This window comes from Faecalibacterium prausnitzii (genome assembly GCF_003287405.1).
In the GTDB taxonomy this organism is placed as follows: Bacteria; Bacillota; Clostridia; order Oscillospirales; family Ruminococcaceae; genus Faecalibacterium; species Faecalibacterium intestinale.
Map to the genome: position 1 here is coordinate 181,803 of NZ_PRLD01000003.1, position 19,791 is coordinate 201,593.

At 58.2% G+C, this 19,791-nt stretch carries 11 protein-coding genes; 5 read left to right on the forward strand and 6 right to left on the reverse strand.

Annotated features, from left to right (window positions below; all coding sequences use genetic code 11):
* The first annotated feature begins 4 nt into the window (after window positions 1-4).
* A complete protein-coding gene (locus C4N24_RS04520; protein WP_112090550.1) occupies window positions 5-1,324 on the forward strand; it encodes a competence/damage-inducible protein A in 1,320 nt (439 codons plus the stop codon).
* A 33-nt stretch (window positions 1,325-1,357) separates the two neighbouring features.
* Window positions 1,358-2,272 (forward strand): CinA family protein, encoded by a 915-nt coding sequence (locus tag C4N24_RS04525; RefSeq protein ID WP_112090477.1) that lies wholly within the window; start codon window positions 1,358-1,360, stop codon window positions 2,270-2,272.
* Between the two features lie 49 nt (window positions 2,273-2,321).
* Here C4N24_RS04525 and C4N24_RS04530 read toward each other — a convergent pair whose 3' ends face one another.
* Together C4N24_RS04530 and secA are read right to left on the reverse strand one after the other, a co-directional pair.
* On the reverse strand, window positions 2,322-3,539 hold the full coding sequence (locus C4N24_RS04530; RefSeq protein WP_112090478.1) for a M20 metallopeptidase family protein: 1,218 nt from the start codon (window positions 3,537-3,539) through the stop codon (window positions 2,322-2,324).
* A 72-nt stretch (window positions 3,540-3,611) separates the two neighbouring features.
* Entirely contained in the window at window positions 3,612-6,452 is a 2,841-nt protein-coding gene (gene secA / locus C4N24_RS04535; RefSeq protein ID WP_112090479.1) for a preprotein translocase subunit SecA, read from the reverse strand.
* Window positions 6,453-6,717: 265 nt separating this feature from the next.
* Here secA and C4N24_RS04540 point away from each other — a divergent pair, with 265 nt between their 5' ends.
* The 3 genes from C4N24_RS04540 (at window position 6,718) to C4N24_RS04550 (ending at window position 10,317) form a co-directional block, all read left to right on the forward strand.
* Window positions 6,718-7,554, forward strand: a complete 837-nt coding sequence (locus tag C4N24_RS04540) for a CPBP family intramembrane glutamic endopeptidase (protein ID WP_112090480.1) — start codon at window positions 6,718-6,720, stop codon at window positions 7,552-7,554.
* A gap of 156 nt (window positions 7,555-7,710) precedes the next feature.
* Window positions 7,711-7,965: a 30S ribosomal protein S15 gene (gene rpsO / locus C4N24_RS04545; protein ID WP_005925047.1), complete on the forward strand. Its 255-nt coding sequence runs from the start codon at window positions 7,711-7,713 to the stop codon at window positions 7,963-7,965.
* A gap of 210 nt (window positions 7,966-8,175) precedes the next feature.
* Window positions 8,176-10,317 carry a polyribonucleotide nucleotidyltransferase gene (locus tag C4N24_RS04550; RefSeq protein WP_112090481.1) on the forward strand — a complete coding sequence of 714 codons (2,142 nt, stop codon included), beginning with the start codon at window positions 8,176-8,178 and terminating at the stop codon, window positions 10,315-10,317.
* A gap of 486 nt (window positions 10,318-10,803) precedes the next feature.
* On the opposite strand, the gene C4N24_RS04555 is transcribed toward C4N24_RS04550, so the two are convergent.
* The 4 genes from C4N24_RS04555 to C4N24_RS04570 all read right to left on the reverse strand — a co-directional run bounded on the left by C4N24_RS04555 (window position 10,804) and on the right by C4N24_RS04570 (window position 19,788).
* A complete protein-coding gene (locus C4N24_RS04555) occupies window positions 10,804-11,625 on the reverse strand; it encodes a SpaA isopeptide-forming pilin-related protein (protein WP_112090482.1) in 822 nt (273 codons plus the stop codon).
* A complete protein-coding gene (locus C4N24_RS04560) occupies window positions 11,612-12,457 on the reverse strand; it encodes a class C sortase (protein WP_112090483.1) in 846 nt (281 codons plus the stop codon). Before C4N24_RS04560 ends, C4N24_RS04555 begins: the two co-directional genes overlap by 14 nt.
* 80 nt (window positions 12,458-12,537) lie before the next feature.
* Window positions 12,538-14,052, reverse strand: coding sequence for an isopeptide-forming domain-containing fimbrial protein (locus tag C4N24_RS04565; RefSeq protein WP_207657267.1), 1,515 nt, complete (start codon window positions 14,050-14,052; stop codon window positions 12,538-12,540).
* 153 nt (window positions 14,053-14,205) lie between these two features.
* Complete coding sequence (locus C4N24_RS04570; RefSeq protein ID WP_112090484.1) at window positions 14,206-19,788, reverse strand: SpaA isopeptide-forming pilin-related protein; 5,583 nt, start codon at window positions 19,786-19,788, stop codon at window positions 14,206-14,208.
* Window positions 19,789-19,791 lie beyond the last annotated feature (3 nt).

Sequence of the window (19,791 nt, forward strand, 5' to 3'; positions counted from 1 at the left end):
GTCCATGACAGCAGAGATCATCAGTGTGGGTACCGAGCTGCTGCTCGGCAATATTCTTAACACCAATGCCCAGTACCTCAGCCGGGAGCTGGCCGCGCTGGGCATCACCGTCCGGCGGCAGAGCACCATCGGCGATAACCATGGCCGTCTGGCGGATTTTGTCAACGAAGCAAAACAGCGGTGCGATCTGCTGGTGTTCACCGGCGGGCTGGGCCCCACGGCAGACGACCTGACCAAGGAGACGGTGGCCGCCTGCTTTGGCGACACCCTTACCTTTGACCCGGACGAGTGGCAGAAGATCGTGGACTTCTTTACCCGCACCGGGCGCGAGACCACCCCCAACAACCGCAAGCAGGCCATGGTGCCGGTGCACGGGCATAAGGTGGTCAACCACCACGGCACCGCGCCGGGCGCATGGTTCGAGCAGGACGGTCACTGTGCCGTGCTGATGCCCGGTGTTCCCCATGAGATGAAGGCCATGTGGGAGGAAAGTGTGCGCCCGCTGCTGCTGGCGCGGCAGAGTTGTGCCCTGCACAGCCTGACGCTACGGGTGCTGGGCGGCGAGAGCAATCTGGAATACCGGGTGCGTGCGCTGCTGGAAAACCAGAACCCAACCGCCGCCATCTACTGCAAGACCGGCGAGTGCGAGATCCGCATCACCGCCCGGGCGCAGAATGACGCCGAGGCGCAGACGATGTGCCGCGCCTACGCCAAAAAGTTCTATGATCTGCTGGGTGATGCGGTGTATGATGAGGATGTCGCCGGGTTAGAAGAGACGGTGGTGCACACGCTGCAGGCCAACGGCCTGACCATTGCCACCGCCGAAAGCTGCACCGGCGGCATGATCGCCCAGCGCCTGACCAGTGTGTCCGGCGCAAGCGAGGTGTTTGGCTACGGCTTTGTGACCTACTGGGAGCAGGCCAAGGCGAAGCTTGTCGGGGTGGACCCGGCGGTCATTGCGCAATATAATGTGGTGTCGGCTCCCGTGGCGGCGCAGATGGCGCTGGGCGCGGCAAAAGCCGCCGGTGCGGATATCGCGGTCAGCGTTACCGGTCTGGCGGGCCCCGGCGGCGGCGATGCCGTCCGGCCTGTGGGCACGGTGTATCTGGGTGCTGCCCGGGGAGACAAGGTGTATGTGAAAAAACTGTTCGTCTCCCGCCCGGACCGTGCGCTCATCCGCGCCCGCGCCGCACAGACTGCGCTGGAACTGGCGCTGCGTCTGGCACAGGGCAAGACCCCGGCCGGTACGCAGGTGCTGGCCGAAAGCGCACAGCATGACCCCGCCGCCCTGACCGCCTTGGACGAGACCCTGCGGGCAGAGTGAGAGCGGCCCCTGCGGCCGCAGGGGGGATGCGTCATGACAAATAAGGAAGAGCGCCCGGCAGGCTGCGTGCTGCGGCTGTTCGGTGCACCGGAGCAGACCGTGCAAAAGGCTGTGGCAGCCCTGCCGGACACTTGGCAGGGCACGGTGCACTGCCGCACCCGGGGCGCGGAAACACTGGTGGCGCTGCAAAGCAGCACCCCGCAGCAGCTGCACCGGGCGGTACAGCTGCTGCGGACAAGCTTTGCCCCGGCGCTGTACGGGGAAGGAGAGCAGACCCTTGCCGCCGCCGCAGTGCAGGCACTGGAACAGCACCGCAAGCTGCTGGTGTGCAGCGATGCTGCCGCCGGGGCGCTGCTGGAGACCCGGCTGGAAAATCTTCCCGACGCAGAAAAAGTGTTCGATTTTGGTGCTATGAGCTATGCCAATGCCGCACGCAACGCCCGACTCAGCCGCAAGATGCGCAAAGCACCGCAGGCAGAGCCTGCCCGCACACTGGCGCGGGTGCAGGCCATGCAGCGGCTGACCGGTGCCGCGCTGGCGGTGGGCTGTGTGGAACTGCCCCACAGTCGGCTGTTGCTGGTGGGCGGCAAAAAGGGCTGCTGGCTGCGGTGCGTATCGCCGGATGAGAACCCCGGGCTGTGGCTGCTGGATATGCTGCGCCGCGCTGCCTGCGGTCTGCCGCAGGCAGGGGGCACAAGCTGGCAGCCCTACGGTAAAGCAGTACCGGATACAGCTCTGATGCCTGCCGCCCTCACGGCTGTACCGCTCGTGCCGCCGCGCCCGAAGCGCCGCAGGTTGGGCAAGGCGCTGGCAGTGCTTTTGCTGCTGGCACTGGCAGCACTGGCTGCGGGCTGGTACTATACCGGCGGCGACCTTGCCGCCCTACCCCAAAAGCTGCAAAGCCTTGGTGCAGAAAGCCTGCCCCACGCCGGGGCAAGGCTGATATAACAAAAAAAGTGCCGGAAACGATCAAGGTCGTTTCCGGCACTTTTGCTGTTTACTGGTGATCTGCCAGCCAGCGCAGCGCCATATAGGTGTAGGCTGCTGTGCCGCGGTACAGGATGCTGTCGTCAAAGCGCACTTTGGGGTGGTGCTGGCCGTAGGTGTAGCCCTCCTTGGCGTTGCCTGCGGCTAAGAACATACTCACGGTGGGCACTTCATGGCTGACAAAGGCAAAATCCTCACTGCCGCCGCCGGGTTTGCCGCCGGTGAGCGGGGTCATGTCCATAGCGCCCTTACCCAGCAGCTCGGTCATATAGGTCAGGGCATTGCCTGCCAGCGGGGTGTCTACTACCATGCAGGGGCAGTAATCGCTGAACTCCACCTCGGCGGTGCAGCGGTAGGCGGTGGCCACGCCCTGCGCAATTTCGGTCATGCGCTGGTGGATAAGGGCGCTGACCTTCTGCTCCGGGTCTACGGTGCGGATAGTACCCCACATATCGGCAGTATCCGGGATGACGTTGGAAGCCTTGCCGGCCTCGAACCGGCCGGTGGTGAATACACCGAACCCGGCGGGGTCCAGCTCGCGGCTGTTGATCTCCTGCAGGGCAATGTGGATGTGCGCCGCTGCGGTGATGGGGTCGATGCAGGCGTTGGGCATGGAGCCATGCCCGCCCTTGCCGTGCACAACGATGTGGTACTGCTCGCAGCTGGCCATGGTGATGCCGCCGCCCGGCACCAGCACCATACCGGCGGGCAGGGGCATCCCGGCCAGCACATGGAACATGACCGCTGCGTCCACTTTGGGATTTTCCAGCAGGCCGCTGTTTATCATATCCAGCGAGCCCTGAAAGATCTCCTCTGCGGGCTGGAACTCCAGCTTTACCGTGCCTTCGATCTCGTCCTCGTGCTCCTTGAGCAGCTTGGCCGCACCCAGCACCATGGCGGTGTGCATATCGTGGCCGCAGCCGTGCATCTTGCCGGGCAGCTCAGAAGAGAATTCCTCGCCGGATTCCTCCTGCAGGGGCAAAGCGTCCATATCGCCCCGCAGCAGGATCACCTTGCCGGGGCGCTTGCCCCCTGCAAGCGCCACCACGCCGCACTTGCCGCAGTCCTGCGGGGTGTAGCCCATCTCGGTCAGCGCCTTTTTGACCAGTGCCTTGGTCTGGGGCAGGTCAAAGCCCACCTCCGGGTGACGGTGCAGCGTGCGCCGCCACTCCTGCAGCTGGGGCTCCAGCGCCTTGGCGGCTTCCAACAGTTTTTCCGGTGCGATCATTGTAAAATCAACTCCCTCTGAATTTATGCGGAAAACCCTCTCGGCCACGGCAGGGAGGGCTTTGCCTTACAGTTATTCTTCCCCGCCGTTATTGCCATTGGGGTGATACTGGGCGCAGGTGCACTTTTTGAACTTCAGGCCGCTGCCGCAGGGGCAGGGGTCGTTGCGGCCAATCTTGACCACACGCACCGGCTGACCCTTGGGGCTGCCCTTGACGCCGGGTGCACCGTTGCCGGGCACAAAGCCTTCGCCGGTGGGTTTTGCCACCTGCTCCCGCTTGGGAGCGGAACCGGCGGCGCGCAGTTCGATGGTCAGCAGCATCTTGACGCTGGACTCCCGGATGGAATCCACCATCTGGTCGAACATATCAAAGCCCTCGATGCGGTATTCCACCACCGGGTCCTTCTGGCCGTAGCCGCGCAGCGCGATGCCCTGCCGCAGCTGGTCCATGTTGTCGATGTGGTCCATCCACTGGCGGTCTACGCACTTGAGCAGGCAGATGCGCTCCAGCTCGCGCATAACGGGTGCTCCGTAGCGCACTTCCTTGGCTTGCAGGATCTGCATCCCGCGGTCGTACAGCATATCGGCAATGCCCTGCTGGGAGAGGTTGTCAAAGTCCGCCACAGTGTAGTGGAAGTCGGCATCGGTGGTCAGCCAGCCCTGATAGTGGCGGCGCAGCGCACCAAAATCCCACTCGTCCTTCACATCGCCGGAAAGGAACTGGGCGCAGCTGGAATCAATGTTCTCCCGCAGCATCTTGTGCATCTCGGTGCTGATGTCCTCGCCGTCCAGCACCTTGCGGCGCTGCCCGTAGATGATCTCGCGCTGCTGGTTCATCACATCATCGTACTTCAGCACGTTTTTACGGATCTCGAAGTTGCGGCCCTCCAGCTTCTTCTGGGCGCTTTCCAGCGTATTGGTGATCATGCGGTTCTCGATGGGGGTGTCCTCGTCGATCTTCAGGGTGTTCATCAGGCCGGACACCCGGTCGCCGCCGAACAGGCGCATCAGGTCGTCCTCAAGGCTCAGGTAGAAGCGGGAAGCGCCCGGGTCGCCCTGACGGCCGGCACGGCCGCGCAGCTGGTTGTCGATACGGCGGCTCTCGTGGCGCTCGGTACCGATGATGAACAGGCCGCCTGCGGCGCGCACCTCGTCGGCTTCGGCGTCGATGGCGGGCTTGTACTGGGCGTACAGCTGGTCAAAACGCTGACGTGCCGCCAGAATGTTGGCATCGGTGGTCTCGCCGTGGCCGTTGGCTTCGGTCAGCAGCAGCTCCACGGCTGCCGGGTCGGCGTCCTGCGGGGTCTCGGGGCTGAGCAGGTTCTCGCAGAAGTGCTCCTTGCGCATCTGGGCCTTTGCCATGAACTCGGCGTTGCCGCCCAGCATGATATCGGTACCGCGGCCTGCCATGTTGGTGGCGATGGTGATGGCACCCTTTTTACCGGCCTGCGCTACGATCTCGGCTTCACGCTCGTGGTTCTTGGCGTTCAGCACGTTGAAATCCCGGGTGTGGCGCTGCAGCATTTTGGCGAGCGTTTCGCTCTTTTCCACGCTGACAGTACCCACCAGCACGGGCTGACCGTTTTTGTGGCACTCCATCACCTGCTCGATGACGGCGCGGTATTTGCCCTCCACGGTCTTGTAGATGGCGTCCGGGTAGTCCTTGCGCTGCACCGGGCGGTTGGTGGGCACACTGACGATGTTCAGGCCGTAGATCTCGGTGAACTCGGTGGCTTCGGTGCGGGCAGTACCGGTCATACCGGACAGCTTTTTGTACATACGGAAGTAGTTCTGGAAGGTGATGGTGGCCAGCGTCTTGCTCTCGGCGGCGATCTTCACGCCCTCCTTGGCTTCGATGGCCTGATGCAGACCCTCGTTGTACCGGCGGCCGATCATCAAACGTCCGGTGAACTCGTCCACGATGATGACCTGACCGTCCTTGACCACATAGTCAATGTCCCGCTGCATCACGCCGTAGGCCTTGATAGCCTGATCAATGTGGTGGGCAAGGGTCATGTTCTCGGCGGCGGCAAGGTTCTCTACCTTAAAATAGGCTTCAGCCTTTTTGATGCCGGTAGCGGTCAGGGTGCAGGTCTTGTGCTTTTCGTCCACAACGTAATCACCATCGGCCTGTTCGTCGGTGGAGACCTTATCCTCCAGTTCCACCACCACGCTCTTGTGCAGGGTGCGCACAAAGCGGTCCACCTGTGTGTACAGGCTGGAAGAATCCTCGCCGCGGCCGGAGATGATCAGAGGAGTGCGGGCCTCATCGATCAGGATGGAGTCCACCTCGTCCACGATGGCGTAGGCGTGGCCGCGCTGCACCATGTTGGCCTTATAGGTCACCATGTTGTCGCGCAGGTAGTCAAAGCCGAACTCGTTGTTGGTGCCGTAGGTGATATCGGCGTTGTAGGCGGCCCGGCGGGCGTCGCCGTCCATGCCCTGCACGATCAGACCGACGGTCAGCCCCAGCCAGCGGTAGAGCTTGCCCATCCACTCGCTGTCGCGCTTGGCCAGATAGTCGTTGACGGTAACGATGTGCACCCCTTCGCCGGTCAGGGCGTTCAGGTAGGCGGGCAGGGTAGCCACAAGGGTCTTGCCCTCACCGGTCTGCATCTCGGCAATATCGCCGCGGTGCAGGGCAATGCCGCCGGTCACCTGCACGGGGAAATGCTTCATGCCCAGCACGCGCCATGCGGCTTCGCGGCAGACGGCAAAGGCATCCGGCAGGATGTCATCCAGCGTTTTGCCCTCGGCCAGCTGCTGCTTAAAGGCGGCAGTCTGCGCCTGCAAATCGGCATCGGACATGGCCTGATACTTGGGCTCCAGCGCCAGCACCTGTTTGGTGATGGGATTTACCTTTTTCAGCTCCCGGTCAGAGAAGCTGCCAAAAAGTTTTTCAACAAGGGACATAGGTCACACCTCATAAATCTTAAAAATCGGGCTGTGATGCGCCCGGGATCGCGCATAACAATACAAGTATATGATACACCAAAGCGGCAGACACGTCAAACCTGCAAGGCTATTTTAGCCCGCTTTTACATGAACTTTCTGTAAAAAGATGCTGCAGGCCGTTCACAGTTCCCCGATACCCCGGCAGTACGCTTTATTTTCGCCCTATCGCTTTTGGGGGAATCGTGGTAGAATAGGGCTATCATTGATAGGGAGGGCTGTACTTATGCTCAAACGGCTGCGCACCGCGCACCCCATTCTTTATTGTATCCTGTCCGAGGTGCTGTTCCTTGGCAGCATGGTCGTGTTCAGCCTGCTGGCTACTATCGTGCTGGCAGCGGCAGGCGCGGACTTTGACACCATGGACGGCTATCTGTTTGGCTCTGTGCAGGAAGCTGTCGGGCTGGCGGTGGCACTTTTGCTGCTGACCCGCACCGGCAGGCTGGATCTGCTGCGCCGGCGCGGCTGCGGCTTTCTGAACGGGCTGCTGGTGGGGATGTACCCGCTGTTCTTCATCGGGTACACGGCCTTTGGGACGCTGGCCTTTGGCCGCCCGGACACGCCGCTGCTGCCGCTGCCCCGCATCCTGACCTTTTTGCTGAACATGATCCTTGTGGGCGTGGCCGAGGAGCTGGTGTTCCGGGGCATCATTGCCCAGACCCTGCTGGAGCGCTACGGCACCGCCCGCGCCGGGGTGTGGAAAGCCTGCCTTGTGTCCGGCGTGCTGTTCGGCGCGGCGCACCTGAGCAACCTGCTCGGCTCGGCACCTTTTGGCGTGCTGATGCAGTGCGTGTTTGCGGCTTCGCTGGGCGTGATGCTGGCCGCCATCTACTTCCGCACCGGCAATTTGTGGGTGACGGTGTTCCTGCACAGCGCCATGGACATTGCCGCCATGCTCATCGGCGGGTTGTACGGCACCACCAGCGTGGCCGAGAGCGTAAGCGGCTACGATGCTTCGCGGCTGCTGTCGGTGGCGGTGTACCTGATCCCTACCGTGTTTCTGCTGCGCAAAAAGAAGCTGCCGGAGGTGCAGCTGTACTGGGGCGGCATTGTAAAAAATTAAGGCTTACGGACAAAAATCTTCTTGCAATCTGCTGTGCAATCTGGTATACTGTATCTGTTACCGTGGTACGGGGCTGGGAGTATGCCCGCTTTTGGGAGAACCGTTTCCCGCCGCTGTGCCATAGGCAGATAAATTACTTGAAAGAGGTACTGTATTATGAATAAGCAGGAAGTTATGGCCAAAGTCGCTCTGACCGAGAAGGACACTGGCTCCCCCGAGGTTCAGGTCGCTCTGCTGACCGCTCACATCAACGAGCTGAACGAGCACCTGAAGAAGAACCCTAACGATCACCACAGCCGCCGCGGTCTGCTGAAGATGGTTGGCCGTCGCCGCAATCTGCTGGCTTATCTCCAGAAGAAGGACATCGAGCGTTACCGTGCTCTGATCGCAACTCTGGGTCTGCGTAAGTAATTTTAACGGAGGGCAGGTACCGCAATGGTACCTGCCCTTTGCTTTATGTATAGCTCCATGTATCCCATGCGCACAAAATAGCGGTGGCAGCGTATTGCAGCAGTAAATCGAACGCCCGTGCCTGCGGGCAGGGACGCTGGATTTATTGCTATAATGCGCACGCCACGGCTTTTTGGATAGAACGATCCGAAAAACAAGGAGGCAGAAACAATGGCAATCGAATTTGGTTCCCGCAAAGAGACCTTTGACAACTTCAAGGTCTACGAAACCATGCTGGCCGGCCGCCCGTTCAAGGTTGAAATGGGCAAGATGTGTGGCCTGTCCAATGCCAGCGCACTGATCCGCTACGGCGAGACCTGCGTGATGTGCAACGTGGTCATGAGCCCCAAGCCCCGCGAGGGCGTGGATTTCTTCCCGCTGAACGTGGAGTACGAGGAAAAGCTCTACGCCGCAGGCCGCATTCCCGGCAGCTTTATGCGCCGTGAGGGCCGCCCCGGCGAGCGCGCCATCCTGACCAGCCGCGTGGTGGACCGCCCCATGCGCCCGCTGTTCCCCAAGGAGATGCGCAACGACGTGTGCATCACCATGACCGTCATGAGCCTTGACCCAGATTGCAGCCCCGAGATCGCCGGCATGATCGGCGCTTCTCTGGTGACCGCCGTGTCCGATATCCCGTGGAACGGCCCCATCGGCGGCGTGCAGGTGGGCTTGGTTGACGGCGAGATCGTGCTGAACCCCACGCAGGAGCAGCGCAAGGTGAGCGACCTTGCTCTGACCGTTGCCGCCACCATGGACAAGATCGTGATGATCGAGGCCGGCGCCAACGAGGTGGACGAGGACACTATGCTGACCGCCATCAAGACCGCACACGTTGAGATCAAGAAGATCATCGAGTTCATCAACAAGATCGTGGCCGAGCGCGGCAAGCCGAAGATCGACTTCCAGGTTGTGGGTCTGGACATGGACGTGTTCCACGCCATCCAGAATAAGTACTTGGACGACTTCAAGGCCGCTATGGACACCGACGACAAGAACGTGCGTGACGCAGCCCTGCTGCCCATCATGGACAAGATCGCCGAGGAATACCCCGACCTGTCCGCTGCCGATCTGGATCTGGTAAGCTACAAGATGCAGAAGTTTGTGGTGCGCCGCTGGCTGCTGGATGAGGGCAAGCGCGTGGACGGCCGCGGCATCAACGAGATCCGCCCGCTGGCCGCAGAGGTGGGCATTCTGCCCCGCGTGCACGGCTCCGGTATGTTCACCCGTGGCCAGACGCAGGTGCTTACCACCTGCACGCTGGGCGGCACCAAGGACAACCAGCTGATGGACGATCTGACCGACGAGCAGACCAAGCGCTATATCCACCACTATAACTTCCCGCCGTATTCCGTGGGCGAGGCACGCGCACCGCGCAGCCCCGGCCGCCGCGAGATCGGTCACGGTGCACTGGCCGAGCGTGCTCTGGTGCCGGTGCTGCCCTCTCTGGAGGAGTTCCCCTACACCATCCGCTGCGTGTCCGAGGTGCTCAGCTCTAACGGCTCCACCTCTCAGGCTTCCATCTGCGGCTCTACGCTGGCACTGATGGACGCAGGCGTGCCCATCAAGGCTCCGGTTGCGGGCATTTCCTGCGGCCTGATCACCGAGGGCGAGCGCTGGATGACCATGCTGGACATTCAGGGCGTGGAGGACTTCCACGGCGATATGGACTTTAAGGTCGGTGGCACCCGCAAGGGCATTACCGCCATCCAGATGGACATCAAGATCGACGGCCTGACCTACGACATCATTGCCGAGGCCTTCGAGAAGTGCCGCAAGGGTCGGCTGTATATTCTGGACGAGATCATCAAGCCCGTGATCGCCCAGCCCCGTCAGGAGCTGAGCCGCTGGGCACCCAAGATGTTCAGCATGATGATCCCCACCGACAAGATCAAGGACGTCATCGGTAAGGGCGGCAAGGTCATTCAGGACATCTGCGCCACCTGCAACTGCAAGATCGACGTGCAGGAGGATGGCCATGTGTTCGTCTCCGCCGTGGATCAGGAGGACGCAAAGCGCGCCATCTTTACCATCAAGACCATTGTGGAGGACCCCGAGATCGGTGCCATCTACAAGGGCAAGGTGACCCGCCTGATGAACTTTGGTGCCTTTGTGGAAATCGCTCCGGGCAAGGAAGGCCTTGTGCATATCTCCAAGCTGGACACCAAGCGCGTGGAGCGGGTAGAGGACGTGGTTGCCGTGGGCGATGCCATCGTGGTCAAGGTGACCGACATCGACCAGCAGGGCCGCATCAACCTGAGCCGCCGCGATGCCATTCTGGCACTGGAAGCCAAAAAGGCTGCCCAGCAGCAGTAAAACATAATACGGACTGCATAAATCAAGAGCCGCTGTACTTTTTGTACAGCGGCTCTTTTGCGTGGAGAACTCCCTCAGTCAAACCCTGCGGGTTTGCCAGCCATGCCGGGAACGGGCTCGCCCTCTCCGTCATCGCTGCGCGATGCCACCTCTCCCAAAGGGAGAGGCCTTGGCAGTACGGTAAAGTTTCTGGTTTTGCCAAGGGCTCCCCCTTTGGGGGAGCTGGCGCGTTAGCGCCTGAGAGGGCGAGCTCGCTTTGTGCTGTGGTACAGCCTTGCGGCAACACCCCCTCCCGTGAAAAGGCAATGCTGGAAAATCCGCAGATTTTCCAGCATTGCAAATTTAAAAATATATTTCCGCTGATGATGCGCAGAGCAACGCGGAGCGCATTTTAAATCGTGCCGTGCCCGGCAGGGAAGAGGGTACAAAAAAACTCCCCCTTGCGGGGGAGAGGGCACGGCGCGCCGTGCTGGAAGGGAGTAGGGTTCAGTGTTCCTTTTTGCCCTGACGGTTCAGCACCCAGCCGACGGCAAACAGCAGCACACCGCTGCAGGCCAGCACCGGCACAGGCCAGTTCAGCTGACCGGTCTGGGGCAGAACAGGCTTATCCGGGTTGGAAGGGGAGACCGGGTTATCCGGGTTCTCGGGGCTTACGGGATTGTCCGGGTTGCCGGGACTTACCGGGTTATCCGGTGTGCCGGGGCTCACCGGCGTATCCGGGGTGTCCGGCTGCTCCGGAAGATCGGGGGTGTCCGGCGGGGTCTCCGGCGTATCCGGGATGGTAGCGCCTACCTTGGGGGTGGCGTCCACATCGTAGATCCAGCTGTCGCCATCCGGCAGGGGAATGGACACAAGGAAGGGCTTGATGGCTTCGTAGCCGTGGGAAGCCTCGGTCTGCATGACCAGATACAGCCCCTGCGGCAGCTTGGTAAAGTCGGCGTAGCCTTCCTCGTCAACGTTCTGCTGGGCGGCAACGGCGGGCACGGTGGGCAGATACTTTGCCAGTTGGTCAGCCAGCGTGCTGTCGGAAAGATCGCCCAGCGGCACGCCGCAGCCCGTAAAATCGCCGGTATAGGCGTAGGACAGGCTGCCGCCGGTGCGCTTGACGGCGGCAACCTGATACAAGGTCAGCTCGCCGCCGCGCAGGGGCACATCGTTGTGGGTGTCGTACAGACGGACGTGGAGCGAGCCCAGCCGCCCGGACACAAGGCTGGCACTGGTGGCAAACGCCGGCAGGGCGCAGCATACCACAAGGCACACAGCCAGCAGCACAGCTGCCAGACGATGACGCAGATCAATGCTTTTCATGTTCTTCACCTCTTGTTTTCTTGCGTTTGCGTGTGGAAAGCAGCATACCGATCAGCAGGATCAGCAGCATGGGCAGCGCCATGACGGGCGCAACGATGATAGGCTCTATCTTGAGCGCTTCGGCAGTAACACGGATGTGCTTGTACTGATCCGGGGTCTCCACGCGGTGACCGCGTACCAGCAGGCGGTGGGTGTTGATGCCGTAGGGGGTGCAGGTCATCAGGGTGACGTAATCCTTGCCTTCGGCGATCTTCAGCTCGTCGGTCTCGGTGGGCAGCACGATGGAAATTTTGTCCACCTCGTAGGTGAGCACCCGGTCCAGCACGGTGATGGTAAAGGTATCGCCCACTTCCAGCTGGTCAAGGTTGGTAAACAGCTTTGCGCTGGGCAGGCCGCGGTGCGCCGAGATGACCGCGTGGGTGGACGCGCCGCCCACCGGCAGGCTGGTGCCCTCCAAATGGCCTGCGGCGATCTGCAATACGCTGTCGCTGGTGCCGTGGTAGATGGGCAGCTCCACGCCTATTTTGGAGATGGTGATGTAACCCATAATGCCCGTGCCGGTAATATCCAGCGTGTCGGCGTAGCCAGTAAGCTGATCCGGGCGGTAGAGCGCGTACTCGTTGGCGGCTACCTGTGCGTTAAAGGCATCGGCGGCGTCAAAGTATCCGCTGTAATCCGCATCGGTCATGTTGTCCACGTCCTGCGCGTAGCTTGCCACCGCGCGGGACTGGTTGCGCTGGTTGACGTAATCGCTGATGGTGGGGTATAACATCACGGATAGACCCACGAAAAAGACGAGGATCAATATAATGGTGCTTTTGTTCTTTTTCATGGGCTACTCCCTAACGTTATAGTTTCAGGACCAGAGCAGGGGGCTTTACAGCCCCGCTCTGTGCAGGGGAAAAGGAGAAGTTAGCGGTTCTCCATGCGCTTTTTGGTGATGAGCAGGATGGCTGCAGCAACCATCAGGCCGCCGCCGATCACGTAGAAGATGGTGGTGCCGATGCCGCCGGTGCCGGGCAGGGTAGTGCCGATATTATTGACGACATCTGTAGTCAGAGTGCCAGCTTTTTTATCAACATTAAAGGTGATTTCGCCAACCTTCTTCTCGCCGCTCAAAGAGGTCAGAACATTATCACGAGTGGAAATAGAATCCCAATCAATTTTATGATCAGCGGTGACAGTAAAGGTGATGGGGCTGATGGTGTTATAGTGGGCGGGGGTTACAGTCTCGGTCAGCGTGTACTCGCCGTCATCCAGACCGGACAGCGTAAACTGAGTCAAGGTAGTGTTAACGTCCATAGTCTTGACAACATCCGTGCCGTTCTTGGTCTTTTTGGTCAGAGTGAACTGTGCACCTTCCAGAGGATCACCAGCCTGATCGATCTTGTTCACAACCACCTTATAGGTAAAGACGATGACGTTATCCCAAGGAGTTTCGCCCTTGCCGTCACCGCGCGGGTTGTTGGAGTACTCCAACTGTGCCTTGTTGACGTTGCCGTGTTCGCCCAGAACAGCGTTCCCGTTCAGCTGAGACTTGTAGGTAACGGTAATGATAGAATTAGCAGTAACACCGGAAACTTTTTTCAGATCATCAAATACGATCTCAAAGGTGCAGCCATCGGCCGGGCTGGTATCGACAGTATAATTGCTAGCATCAATCTTAGTACCGGTCTCTTCATCGCCAACAAAAACTTTCACAGAGCTGGGGTCAAAGGTCAGACCCTTTTCTTCCACATCGTGGAAAGCGTAGTAATACGTCTTATAGGAATCAAAGTCCTTGGAAACAGTGCCCTGCAGGCGGAAGGGGATGTCATCGCCGATATCATAGTCGGCAGAATCCTGCCAGCCGGAAATAGCGCCGGTAGTATCGTTGGTGTCCTTCAGCTTTTTGGTAAATTTAGGAACCTCATTGCTCTTCGGCTTGATGGTAATATCGCAAACAACGGAAACGATGTAAGGAGTATAAGTCTCAGAGGAAGGCACAGTACCATCCTGGTCCTTGATCAGGTAGTAACCGCCAACAACATCATTAGCAGTACCGCCATTTGTAATAGTCACTAGAGGAGCGGTGCTCAAATCAATATATTTTTCGATAACGGTAAGCTTATCATTGTCGCTTGTGTAGGAAGCAACCTTGGAAAGTGCGTCCAGAACAGTCTGCTCAACAGCATCACCAGCCGTACCAGTGCCGTTTTTGCCCCACTTGATGTTGGCGAGCATGGACGGTTGGGATGCATCATAATCACCGGTAAAGATCTGGTAGATCTCGTAGGTGTGACCGTTTTTAGGTGCGGTGATCGTGTACCGGGTAACAGCAGCAGTGCTGGTAGAGCTGCTGCCATCTGCAAACGCCGGGATCGCCATGGCGCAAACCATAGCAACTGCCAGCAGCGCAGCCATGAGTTTCTTCATTGCTTTTTTCATGGAAAAAGCCCCTTTTTTTTTTCTGCCCCTTGCCGCCCCCTGCATTTTGTGCAGGGGGGGGGGGTAGGGGTGTGGTCTTGTTCGGATTATCGCGTAAACTTTGCGCTGGGCGGGCGGGGTTTAAGCTCCGGGCGTCCGGCAGGGAAGTGCAGTTTAGTCATCTGCCCTCCCTTCGCGTCTGCGCTTGCGGTGGATAAAGCTATATGCCAGCGCAGACAGCATCATTGTGCCGCCCACGGCTGTGTACGGGAGTGTACCGGACCCGCCGGTAGAGGGGAGTTCGTAGTCGGCGTTTTCCTTTTCCTTGTTGGTCACAAGGATGGTGCCGGTGCCCTTTACATTGTTGTTGGTGTAGATCACATCATAGTTCGCGCCGGTGGAGGTCTCCTTCACATAGAAGTAGCATTCAAGGTATGCAAGAGGAACATCGTAGGAGCACTTCCAGCCATTACCAGCGTTAAGCGTGTAGGTGTCTACATACTCGCCTACACTGTTCGTGTCGGTACGCCTGTAAAGCTCCACTGTAATGTGATCTGGCAGCTTGGTGGTTTCGTCAATGGCGTTGCCGTCCTTGTCGTACCACAGCTTCTGGATGGTAAGGCGATTGCTTGTGTTCTTTACACGCAGGGTAATGCTTTCGTTGTGGTAATAGTAGTTGATCTTGTTTGTGTCAACACCAATCATGCTGGCTTTGTCGCCTACTGCATTACTGTATGCGGTTGCGGCACTGGCCGAATCCGTTGTCCAGATGAAGTAGTAGGGCGTTTCGTCCAGTGCGTAGCCATCGGGCGCCTTGGTTTCCACCAGCTTGTAGAGATAATTGTAAGGACGGATGATCTTACCGTTCGAATCAGTGCCGGGTTTTAAACCGGGAGCTTCAGAGAAGGTCAGTTCGATATTGCCATGATCATCGGTCGTTTCGGTCTGAATGTCCTTATACTGGCCATCAGAAGGATCAAACCAACACAGCTTGAACTCTGCGCCGGGCAAGGCTTTGACGGAGTTCTGACTATCCACCTTGTGGATGGTCAGACTGTCTGTGTGAGCACTGCCGCCTGCACTATTATGCTGAACCTGAGTTGTAATAGTTTTGGTGACGTAGGAGGAAAGCTGAGCCTTATTTTCCATGGAATAATCGGTATTGCTGGTATTTGCATACTGGTATTCCAGCACATACGCAAAGCCGTTCGGCACTTCAACGGTAAGAGTGTAGGTGTGCGGATTGCTGCTGGTTTCTGCATAGTCCACCCGATAGGAATCGGAGGGAAGCTCTGTACCCTTTTGGCCGGTGGCTGCATTATAAGAATACAGCTTGACCGTAGATTCAACCAGCGCTGCGCTATCTGTAGAAGCACCATTGATGACCATTGTGTCGGTCAGTTTGATCATTTCGGCATCGCCAAGCTTCAGCTTGTCGGGGTTGATAATAATGGAGTAGTTGACCTTATTGCCACTCTTGTTGTAATCAGCACTCTTTTTCAGCAGGGCAGTGTTGTATTCCACTGTAGTATCAGTTTTGGAATCGCCTACGCCCTCCCACTTTGCGAAGTTGGAGAACACCTTGTGCTGGGTAGTAAGGCTCGGTATCCAGTTGCTCTTATCCACCTTGACCGCATAGCGGATGTAGAAAGCGTTGATTTCACTTGCGCTTGGATAGTGGAGATATTGAAGCCTGTCTTTTAATTTAAAAGTAAGCGTATTTGTTGTATCATCCAAGGTGCATTCGAAAAGATCGCTGCTGCTCAGATCAACGCTGGGTTGATATCCTCCTTCACCCGCAGGGAATTGGAACTGAGCTGAAGTGTGGTGTTCATAAATTTGACTGTCAGTGCCGCGTGCAGCTACCAGATAAGCCGAATCGGGAACATAGGTCACGTAGTCGGGCAGCTTATCGGTAACGCTAATGGGGAAGCTGACGGCGGTGTTATGCGTGACCAGTTTGAGCTGGTAGTAGATATAGGTCTCGCCATCTGCGCCGTTGCCCGAGTAGACGGTAGTGCTGCCGGTCTTAAAGTCACCGGCTCCGTTGCGGGCAGGCTCAGTACCAGAGGACATCTTGATCAGTTCTTTGGTAGAGTTGCCCGGGATGGTGTACTCGTACTGATCGGAACTGCGTTTGGATTCGTTCTTGAAGTAGATGGTCTGTCCTGCGCCAAGTCCGCTGGCATCGCCCAGTGTGGTGTACTTTCTGATTTCAACAGATTCTACCGGATCCCTGTTGTCAAAGCTCACCTTATGGAACACCAATTTGAAGGACTTGATCTTCTTATCTGCGTACTCAGCCGGAACAGTTTCAGTGCTGGAGTTATCGGTTCTTAACGTATGACCGAGCTTGGTATTTGTGTCAACGTTTCTGCCGGTATAGTACCGTACCTCAAGCCGCAGACCATTGCTTGCGAGATCTTTATACTGGATTTCTTTACCACTTTGAAGCGTAACAACAAGGCTATCTATGATCTCTGCCTGCAGGTCTTTCAGGATAGCATAGTGATCGTTGCTTTCATTCTTGCCAGAAGAAACCCAAGGATCATCGATGTAGTCCTTGATCTCAAGGCGGTTATCCCGCACACCGTCTTTTTCGCCCCAAACAATGGGTGGAGTGACCTTCAGACTCCAATGCATCTTGAAGACATTATTGACGGCATCGTCTTTTTTGAGGGTGGTATCGTCCAGCGCTTTCTTCTCATGGATCTGATCACGGTCATCGTAGGTAGCTTCGCCGGAAGTCTCCCACTTTTTGTGACCATCCAGCTCCAAAGAAGCGCTATTGGTAACGCTGTTGCCGATCGTGAAGTCTGCCGGAGCTTTGGTCTTGTAGGTGACGGTATACTCATAATCGGGATTACTGGTATTGAACTTTGCGTCATCGAACTTATAGGTGAATTCGGTAGCGTCCTTAAATTTATTGGTTTCTTCCAAGATCGTACCAGAGGAGCCGCCGGAAACCTTGAAGTAACCGGTCATCGTGTGGCCGGTAGGCAGGGTATCCTTGAGCACAAAGTTGTATATGGACGCACCGTTGGGTTTGATTTTGATTTCCCATGTAATCTCGCCCGTATCAGGGTCATAACGGCCGTTCTTGTTCAGCTCATTTTGGAAATAGATATCGCAGTTACCCTTTTCGCCATTGGCATAGGCGCGGTTGGACAGGTTTTCAGCATTCAAGCCGTCATGATCTACAACTACATCGTATTCAAGGACATAGCTCTCATTCTTGCCCAGTTCGGGCAGACCAGAAACACCGTCTGTAGCAGTGATCTTGATGCCCGGGTTTCCATCAGCAACGCCATCGCTGCCTAAACCGCTGCTGGTGTCGTCCTGAACGATGAAATCCGTATCTTTGGTTAGCGGTTGTTCTCCGGTTTGTGTTACTTTTTTGACTGTGACAGTATTTTTTTCATAGCTTGCATTCTTAAAGGAACTGCCCAGATTCAGATAGTCACTCAGCACAATGGGTTTGCCGCTGCCATTATCAGAACTGGCTGTGACGGTGTAGTGCATTTTGTATTTGCCGTCCTCCGTCCGGCCACTATGCACACCCGTTTTTCCCACAGTAAGGTCGGTTTCTTTCTGGAACTTGATAGTAGTGCCAGTGCCGGGGAAAGTGATTTCCTCTTGGCTGGTGGCAGTATTCTTGTCGACCTTGCAGTCAACATAGAAGTGACCGGTGGTCTGCTTGCGGTCCAGAGTTTTATCAAAGGTAAGGGTGACCTTGCCGTCCGTATCAACTGTTATCGTGCCGATTTTATTAAAGGAGTTATCCTGCATTTCAACATTAGTAATAGCAGTATCCAGTTTAAAGCCGGCCGGCAGCTGGTAAGTCAGCGTTGTAGTGCCCGTAGGCAGGCTGCTATCATGAGGAATCGTGAAGTGATAGGTAAGATTAACACTTCCGCCATTCTTGACCGTAAGGTCGGGGAAAGCAGTGGAATCATCTTTATCTTTTACTGTATGCGAAGTGCCATCGACGGTAGCAATGATTTTGGTGATCCAGTCATCACTCAGATCAGCCGATGCTCCCGCCGCCAATGCGGGCGCACGGTTCGGGCGGCTGGTGGAGATGGTGGGCAGCTGGCCGCCGTATGTGTCGGCGTACTGAGCAGCGGCAACATCCACCACACCCACGACCTCGGTGTTGAACAGTGTTACCTCAGCCACCTTGCCGTCCACGTCGCCGGAAATAACGGTCAGCGTGTCGGCATCCTTGTCAACACTGCTCACGATGCCCACGGTCTCCACGGGCAAAGCGTCGGTCACGGTGGTGGTCTGCGGCTCAGCAGCGGGGGATACCACGCTGGGGGCAAGGGTGTCCGCGCCGGACACAGAGGTCACGGTGCTGGGTGCAGCGGTGTCAGCGCTGTCCACCGGCTTTTCGGCGGGCTGCTCCGGCTGCGGGTCAACGGGCTCGGGGGTAAGCACAGTGTCCTGCGTGCCGGAGGTGGCTGCGGTATCCTGTGCGCCGGTGCTGTCGTCAGCACTGGGGGCTGCATCCAGCGCAGAAACGCCGGAGTCCTCAAGCTCTGCGCTGTTTTCAAACTCTGTATCCACGCTGAACAGGTCGTCCAGATCCGGCTCTGCACTGTCGGCGCTGCTGTCCACAGCCACGGTGCGGGTGACGTACTTATTATAAATAACGATGTCGCCGGGCTGGGCGGCGCTGCCGTCCTCTTCCAGCAGCCAGTCCATGCCGCTCATGGAGCTGCGCAGGGCAAGCACGCTGGCCTCCTGCGGGATGGCGCTTTGGGGAATCTCGGCGTACTTCAGGCAGTAGGCAAGGAACATCACGTCCCACTCGCCGTAGGCATTGCCATAGGACTGACCGTAGCGGGAGTAGTAGCGCAGGGTCACGCCGTCCGCCGGGTCGATCTCGAAGTTTTTCTCGCTCTGCTCGTAGCCCAACTGGGTCTTTGCCACGCTGAGCAGATCCTCGTTCCACTCGCCGGTGATCACGGCATCGGCGTTGGCGGCCTGCCACTCCTCGGGGGTCTCAAGGTCGGCAGAGGTATCGCTCAGGCAGCTTACGGTGTGGTGATGCTCCGGCAGGGGGCACACCAGCACTTCCTCGTAGCAGGCGTCGGTATGGTGGTGGTAGATGGGCTCCACAGTGTCCACCACCGGCTCCAGCGCCACAGGCTCTGCCACCGCCATGGCCACCAGCTCGGCGCTCTGGGTGGGCTCTACCACCTGCTCCACAAGCTCGCCCTCTTCCAGGCCGCAGGTCAGCTCGTACTCGGTGGTGTAGCAGCTTTCATCGTGGGTATGCTCAAATTTTTCACAGATCAGGGTGCCGTCCTCGGGGTCGTAGCAGTCATCATCGTGGACGTGCTCTTCCTCCATGCAGGTCAGGGTCTGCACTTCGGTATAGCAGTCATCGGTGTGCTCGTGGGGCACAAACTCGATCTGCGGCTCCAGCTCCAGCGGCATGATCTCTTCCTCGGCGCTGCTCTGGGCAGCACTGGCGGCGGCAGCTTCGGCAGCGGCAACTTCGTCCGCATTTTCAAGCTGGCCTTCCGTGTAGCCGCAGATCAGCACCTTGTCGTAGCAATCCGCCGTGTGGGCGTGCTCCACCTCGCCGCACTGGTACTGCGCGGTCATAGAGATGCCAACGCCGTGCAGCTGCCAGTTGACGAACAGGGTGGTGATCATGGCAAGCGCCAGCACAAATGCGGTGTAGCGCCGCAGCGTGTGCCGGTTTTCGCGGAACTGCTCCTTGTAGGTTTTAAGGATGTCGTTCATAAC

Coding starts and splice junctions, on each gene's coding strand:
- C4N24_RS04565 (WP_207657267.1), bottom strand. CDS start 14,052: ATGAAAAAAGCAATGAAGAAACTCATGGCTGCGCTGCTGGCAGTTGCT.
- C4N24_RS04570 (WP_112090484.1), bottom strand. CDS start 19,788: ATGAACGACATCCTTAAAACCTACAAGGAGCAGTTCCGCGAAAACCGG.
- secA (WP_112090479.1), bottom strand. CDS start 6,452: ATGTCCCTTGTTGAAAAACTTTTTGGCAGCTTCTCTGACCGGGAGCTG.
- C4N24_RS04560 (WP_112090483.1), bottom strand. CDS start 12,457: ATGAAAAAGAACAAAAGCACCATTATATTGATCCTCGTCTTTTTCGTG.
- C4N24_RS04520 (WP_112090550.1), top strand. CDS start 5: ATGACAGCAGAGATCATCAGTGTGGGTACCGAGCTGCTGCTCGGCAAT.
- C4N24_RS04525 (WP_112090477.1), top strand. CDS start 1,358: ATGACAAATAAGGAAGAGCGCCCGGCAGGCTGCGTGCTGCGGCTGTTC.
- C4N24_RS04555 (WP_112090482.1), bottom strand. CDS start 11,625: ATGAAAAGCATTGATCTGCGTCATCGTCTGGCAGCTGTGCTGCTGGCT.
- C4N24_RS04530 (WP_112090478.1), bottom strand. CDS start 3,539: ATGATCGCACCGGAAAAACTGTTGGAAGCCGCCAAGGCGCTGGAGCCC.
- rpsO (WP_005925047.1), top strand. CDS start 7,711: ATGAATAAGCAGGAAGTTATGGCCAAAGTCGCTCTGACCGAGAAGGAC.
- C4N24_RS04540 (WP_112090480.1), top strand. CDS start 6,718: ATGCTCAAACGGCTGCGCACCGCGCACCCCATTCTTTATTGTATCCTG.
- C4N24_RS04550 (WP_112090481.1), top strand. CDS start 8,176: ATGGCAATCGAATTTGGTTCCCGCAAAGAGACCTTTGACAACTTCAAG.